Raw genomic sequence first — 6,770 nt, forward strand, 5'->3', positions numbered from 1 at the left:
AGCGGCGCGGGTTTAGGACCACGGGCCATCAGTCACCGCCGTGCTGACATCCACCCGGACGAGACGCGCGGCTCCTGCCCGACCGTCCTCGTCGACGCCCTGCGATGGCTCGGCATCGCCCGCAAACACACCCGCCCTCCACGTCTGGCGATAGACGTGACTCCTGTCACAACCGCCGCAGAATGGTCGCGCGAAACAGGAGCGCGGGGCCCTCCAGAAGATACCGGCGCCACAGGCGCCCGGGATCCCGGACGAGCCGCACGACCCATTCGAGACCTGCCTGCCTGACGAGGGGCGGACACAGCCAGATCCGACCCGAGAGAAACTCGAACAGGGCGCCCACGCACAGGAAGGTGGCCGATGGAAGGTCCTTCCTGAGCAAGAGCGCGAGCTCTTCTTGAGACCCCTGTTCCATCCCAATGATGACCACATCGGGCTTGGTGTCGATCAGCGAGGTCCGGAGCGTCTCCCGTGACGCGTCGTTGAGGTATCCATGATGAGCGCAGACGATGGTGGCACCTTCCGTCGCGAAGTAATTCGAGACGGCTTGTAGAGTGTCGCCCGCCCCGCCGATCAACGCCATTTTCTTGCTCAGGACCCCGAGCGTTCGTGCGAACTCGTGAATGAAACTATTGGCCGTGACCTTGGGAATCCATACGCCATTCACGAGAAGCGATATGATCGACACGCCGATCCCGTCGCAGTAACACAGGTCGCAGGCCCTGATAGAGAGAGCGATGCGCGTGTGCTTGAGAGCGAGGGCCAAGGTATGAAGATGGGAGTAGGTAATGACACGCCCCTCACCCCCCTCGACGATCGCTTTTAGCTTCTCGACGAAAATTTTCTCACTGCAGCGCAGAATCGTCAGCGGACCGACTTCGATAAAATCGAATCGGAGATATCGGTTCGGGGGCAGCATTATTTCCTCCGACTCGAAGCAAGCTCAAATCCGAACACATAGCTTGGAAGTTTTGAGCGGCCCATTGCTATCTGCTGAAGACATCCTTCACAGGGAGCAATTGTCAACAGGGCCGAGTCTGGATTGAAACTGCGGGCGCTCTCTTCACAAATTGTGGATCAAGCGGCATCCTGGCGACAATTTTCAACAGCCTGATCGAGCAGGCTTGAGCGGGATTGTGAATGCGGGACTGGGCGGGTGAAGTCCGAGCGCGGCCCGGCACGTTCGACGCGCTCCGGAGCGACCTTCGTCTTCTGACTGACCTGCATGTCTTACCGCTGCCGCGTGGGCAGATCTGGCTGCTGGCAGCGTCGGTCGTCTTGTCGTCCCTGTGCCTCTTCGCGATCGGGCGAGGCATACGGATCTGGACCGATGCGCTCCTCGACGAGGCCTCAAAGGCGTCCGGGACCTCGCTGTTCACGTATGTGGCTGTCTCCGCCGTCCTGGCTTCGGCGTCGGGTCTGCGCATCTACGCGGCCACGAACCTGGGCGAGGAATTCGGCGCGCGACTGCGTATCGCTCTGTTCCGGGCCGTTCTCGGTCAGGACCTGCGCTTCTTCGAGACGAATGCGCCAGGCACGCTCAACGCGATGTTGATCGCGGACATCTCGACGTTGCAACTCGTGGTCCGCTCATCCCTCTCACCCCTGATCCGCAACGGGATCGTGGTGACGGGGGCGGGCCTCCTGATGGCGTGGACCGATTGGCGCCTGACGGCCCTGTCGCTCCTGATCCTTCCCCTGCCGGTCGCGGCCTTCCTGGGGATGTCGGCGAAGCAGAGACACCTGTCATCGCGCGTCAGCGGACGCATCGGCATCCTAGCGGGATACTCGAGCGAGGTGTTCGATGCCATCGGCACGATCAAGATGTTCGGCCGGGAGGAGGAGGAGGTCGCCCGGTTCTCCCAGCGGATCGGCGAAGCGCGGGCGCTGGCACTTCGCCTTTCGCAGGCGCGCGGCGCGCTCCTGGCCCTCTCTGTCCTGCTCGGCGCCGCGACGCTCGGCGCCGTCCTGATGGCGGGAGGCCACGCGGTCGCGGCGGGGCGGATGACAACCGGGACCTTCTCGTCCTTCCTGTTCTTTCTTCTGCTGGCCGCGGCCTCCTGCGCGACACTCGGCAATTTGTGGAGTGGGACGATCGAGGCCGCAGCGGCGCTCAAGCGCATCATGCCCCACCTGAGAACCGATTCCACGCCAGGCGGGCCACGCGGTGTCTTCGCCCCGCCTGTGCCAAGTCGCGCGCCCATGGGAATTGCCTTCGAGGCCGTGACGTTCCGCTACCCCGCCCGCCCGGACCGATCGGTCCTCGACGCGGTGTCCTTCGACGTGGCGCCCGGTGAGACGGTGGCGATCGCGGGGCGGTCCGGAGCCGGGAAATCGACGCTGATACGCCTCCTCTTGCGCTTCGACGCGCCGGATCGCGGTCGCGTCCTGGTCGGCGGCCAAGACATCGCCGAACTCGATCCCGCCACGGTCCGATCCTGGTTCGCCGTGGTTCCGCAAAATCCGTTCATCTTCTCGACAACCCTGGCCGAAAACATACGGCATGGTCGATCCGATGCGAGCGACGCTCAGGTTGCGACGGCGGCGGCGTCCGCTGGGGTTCACCTCTTCGCGAACGATCTCGCCGAAGGGCCCGATACGCATCTCGGCGAACGAGGGGTTCGACTGTCCGCCGGGCAGCGGCAACGCGTCGGTATCGCGCGTGCTCTCGTCAGGGACACCCCGATCCTGATTCTCGACGAAGCGACCAGCGCGCTCGACGCATGGACAGAAGCCGTCGTCCATCGGACGATCTTCGGACCACGCCAGAGACCGACGACACTGGTGATCGCCCACCGTCTGAGCACCCTTCTGGCGGCGGATCGGGTCGTCGTTCTCAATGGCGGTCGGATGGTGGCGACGGGACGCCACGACGACCTGCTGCACGAGTCGGAATTCTATCGATCTCTGCTGCGAGTAGAGATAAATACGGCCGAGCAACCGCTGGGCGTCCCGTGAGGAAGCGGAGCAGCGTCCAGATCGTCGCCCCAGGTCCCTGACGTTGAATCAGGGCCAAAAGCTTGACGGGGATGTTCAGCCTGAAGATGTGGCGCGTTGCGAAGAGACTCCATCGTTGCCGGACGGATCCATGCGCGGCTTGGAAGATCTCGAATGCCTGCGTCTGTCGCAGGGCGTCCCGGTTGCGGACCAACACGGCAGTGAAGTCGCGGGCCAGGGCCGGCGTCCAATCGTGAACCCATGCCCGCCCGACATCATCGACCATCCTGGCGATCGTCTCGTCCGACAAGGCGGCGATCCGGTCAACGATTCGGGCCACCGCCGCGGGTGTCGCAAACGCCTCCAGGCCACGACGACTCGCTTTTGGCAGCCCCAGGATGCTGACGCCATCGTTGAAGCAGAAATCGAAGTCGAGGGCGATGTAGCGACCCTGCTCATCGACACATTCGTTGTCAGGCGTCTCGATCCGATCGGTGTCGCCCAACCAGGCTAAGACCACGATCTGCAGAAGGGCATCCTCCCGATTCGTGATCGGTCGGTGCATCGCTTCGTGGAAGGGACGTAAGCCCGTGAGGTACGCGCAGGCGATGCCCTCGACACGGCGGTTCCGATCCAGCCTCAGAACGACGTCCCGGAACGGTGCGATCGGCAGGCCAAAGGTTTCGGCCATCAGGTGCGACGCCACGATGTGGGCCACCTCCCGCCGTCGCCGCTCGGCGGACGTGACCAGCGCGCGGTAAGCGCTGCCGGTGTTACGCTTGAAGAAGAGCGCGCGGCCTGATCCATCGCGGATCATGGCGCAATCATTCCTGCCCCGGGTGATCGCCCAAATCGCCACGACATCGATCGCTTCCGGTGCCCGCACGGCTCAGCCTCCCGGTGGATCACCCGGAACACCGACTTAAGCCGACGCCTGGTCACCTCGTAAACCTCGGAGTGCCGGTTCCCTGCGCAGAAAGGCCCTCGACATGACCGGCTCGCCGGTGGTCCGGATCGGGAGCGCGACGACAGTGCCGTGCCATGGATACTCGCAGGACGCCGGAAAGCAGACGAATGTCAGATGCCCAACGCGGCCAAGGAAACCGGAGACCATTCGAACCGTTAACGCCAAGCTAGGGATCGGAACCGCGCGCTGTCATCGGGACCAAAAGGACGGGTATGGCTCTGAAACCAATGATCCTACTCTGTTCGATTTCATTGCTGATGGGTGGGTGCGCCCACGGGGTGCAGGGACCAGGGCGATATGCCTCTCTCCCCCGTGGCGAGAGGGCAAGCGAGGTTGCCGATGTCGTGATCCCCGGCACCGTGACCGCGCGGTGGTCGCGCCAGCAAGGCCGCGGGACGGATCCGATCACGGTGCTCCAGCACTCCGTGGGCACGAAAGCCGACCAGAAAAACCTGCGCGTGGGCACGCGCACCGAGCGGTCCCTGTCGGGTGGACCCGAGCCCATCCGTACCGCAAGCATCCCTGCCTTGGGGGCAGGCGACGTTCGGTCTCCGGGCGAACGTTATGACCGAGAAGCTAACATGAACCGTCTCGTGAAGGGCGGTGAAGCCGCGGCCAAGCCGATCTGCTCCGGGTGCTGAGGCAGTGCCTTTGCAGTTGCGCGCACGCGAATAGGTCGGATCACGGAAGACGTATTCGTTTGCCCCCGCCGCCCGGCGCCAGATGATCACCGATCATCTGGCGCGCTCCCGAATCCCTGAACGGCTCACAAGAGAAAATCAGAGGCATGGAGGACAGCTTTCGTCACCATGTCGATGGCGAAGTCGACCTTTCCGTCACCGTTGACGTCAGCCTGCACCTGACCACCCGTGCTGTTCGCGGAGAACCGCAACTCCCCTGCATGCTTCGTGAAAGCGCCTGCCCCGATCCAGATGAAAGCCTCGTGCGCGTTCGTGAGCGTGTTGGCGTCGATCAGGTGCAGATCGATCTTGTCCTCGCCCTGAACGAAGTCTCCAATGTAGTCTCGCCCTGCAGTTGCGGCCGTGCTGTCGCTGAGTTTCTCGAAGCGGAACGTATCGTGACCGCCCCCCCCGTAGAGGATGTCCTTGCCTTCCCGGCCCACCAGCACGTCGTCGCCGGCGCCCCCCCTGAGTCCATCGCCCTTGCTGCTGCCCAAGATCAGCTCAGCGGTGGCTTTGCCGGTGATGTTGCCACCTGAGGCCGGTGCCTGGAGCACGAGGCTCGGATCGGCGGGGTACGCGGGCGCTGCGGGTGCGGCCGGCTTGGTCGGAATCGGCTGAGGCACCTCGATCGGGGCCGAGGTCAGGGGCGGCAGGGGCGGCGCGCCGGGCGCGGGCACCGGCAGCGCCGGGACAGTGGGGCCGTGTTCCGCGAGGATGAAGTCGCCTGTGCTCATGGCCAGCTTTCCAGTCAGCTCGAGCTGAAAATCGGCCTTGAGGTCTCCATCGGCGTCGATCTGGATCGTGGTCAGGCCTCTGCTGGTCTCGTAACGCAACTGCCAGTCGTGACCCGTGAAGCTCTCCGAGCCCAGCCACTGCCAGCCAGAAAGATCTTGTGGTGCGCCCGTGATGGCCGCCAGGTCGATCCGATCTGCGCCTTGCTTGAAGTCCGAAATCAGGTCGATGCCATCACCGGCCAGCGACCCGTAGACGAAGATGTCCTTGCCGGCACCTCCAGTGATGTAGTCGCGCCCGCCGCCGCCAACGATCACATCGTCTCCACTCCCACCCTTGATGAAGTTGGAGCCGCTGCCACCAAGGAGGTAGTCACCCTTGGACGTCCCGTAGATCGCCGCATTCGCGGAGAGAGCGGCAATCTTGTTGAGGGCCGATAGGTTAGGCAGCGCGCCGATGGCTTCCTGACCCGGAGCGACGGGCCGCCCGCTGGCATGCATGTTGTCGGCGTANGCGGCAATCTTGTTGAGGGCCGATAGGTTAGGCAGCGCGCCGATGGCTTCCTGACCCGGAGCGACGGGCCGCCCGCTGGCATGCATGTTGTCGGCGTAGATCATGTCCTTGGGACGGGTCGTCTGCTCCAGGTCGCCGTACTTGCCGTAGTCGATGACGTTCCCGACGACCTGCACGCCTGTCACCGTGCCGACTTGACTACCRGTATGGGTCTGGGTCGCCCCATCGGAGACCAGGACGGTCATGCTGCCGCCGAGGAGGATGTTGTTCTTGACGGTCACGTCGGAGACGCTGCCGTTCTCACCCGTGATGCGCACCGCTTCGTTGGTCTCGGTGGGTGCGTCCGCGCGTGCGCGCCAGTCGATGGTGTTCTCGGAGATCACGACCGGCCCGGTGGTCTTTCCGATCCAGATTGCGTCGGCGTGTGCACCCGTGGCGTAAGCGCCTCCCGCAAAGTAGTTCGCGCTGATGGTGCCGCTTTGGATCGACACGCCGTCGGATGGTGCATCCAGGAAGGCGTTGTGCGTGAGGGTCGTGTTCTCACCGCGCGAGATGATGAAGTCGACGTAGCCGATTTTGTCGAGCTTCAGACCGTCGAACGTCGAGTGATCGACGGTCAGGTTCTTCGTGCCGGGAAACGCATTGATGGCGTAGTTCCCGACCGAGGCATCGAAGGTCGAGTTCTTGATCGTGACGTTATCGGCCTGCACGTTGATCGAGACACCGCGGAAGTCGTACCCGTCCAGGGTCACGCCTGCCTTGGTGATGACCAGCACGTTCATGGCCTTGTTGTAGTAGACACCATCAGCTGCCTTGAGGCCGGCAAAGCTCTTGAGCTGTGCGTGGGGCTGAAGCGCGCCCACCGCCACGTCGAGGCCGGCGACACTGGTCAAGCCGTTGTTACGGCCAATCCCGAAAAGATCCGAAGCGACATACAT

General features: G+C 63.7%; 3 protein-coding genes. 1 reads left to right on the forward strand and 2 read right to left on the reverse strand.

Features of this window, described 5'->3' with window-relative positions:
• Positions 1-166 precede the first annotated feature (166 nt).
• On the reverse strand, positions 167-919 hold the full coding sequence (locus ASG51_RS06205; RefSeq protein WP_056214245.1) for a WecB/TagA/CpsF family glycosyltransferase: 753 nt from the start codon (positions 917-919) through the stop codon (positions 167-169).
• Between the two features lie 221 nt (positions 920-1,140).
• Between ASG51_RS06205 and ASG51_RS06210 the strand changes: the two genes are divergently transcribed.
• Positions 1,141-2,958 carry an ABC transporter transmembrane domain-containing protein gene (locus tag ASG51_RS06210; RefSeq protein WP_056379742.1) on the forward strand — a complete coding sequence of 606 codons (1,818 nt, stop codon included), beginning with the start codon at positions 1,141-1,143 and terminating at the stop codon, positions 2,956-2,958.
• A 1,712-nt stretch (positions 2,959-4,670) separates the two neighbouring features.
• Here the strand turns inward: ASG51_RS06210 and ASG51_RS24745 are convergent.
• The coding region (locus ASG51_RS24745) for a M10 family metallopeptidase C-terminal domain-containing protein (protein WP_210168757.1) at positions 4,671-5,831 on the reverse strand (1,161 nt) is incomplete at its 5' end.
• Positions 5,832-6,770: the final 939 nt, after the last annotated feature.

It is taken from the genome of Methylobacterium sp. Leaf465 (assembly GCF_001424705.1).
Taxonomy (GTDB): domain Bacteria; phylum Pseudomonadota; class Alphaproteobacteria; order Rhizobiales; family Beijerinckiaceae; genus Methylobacterium.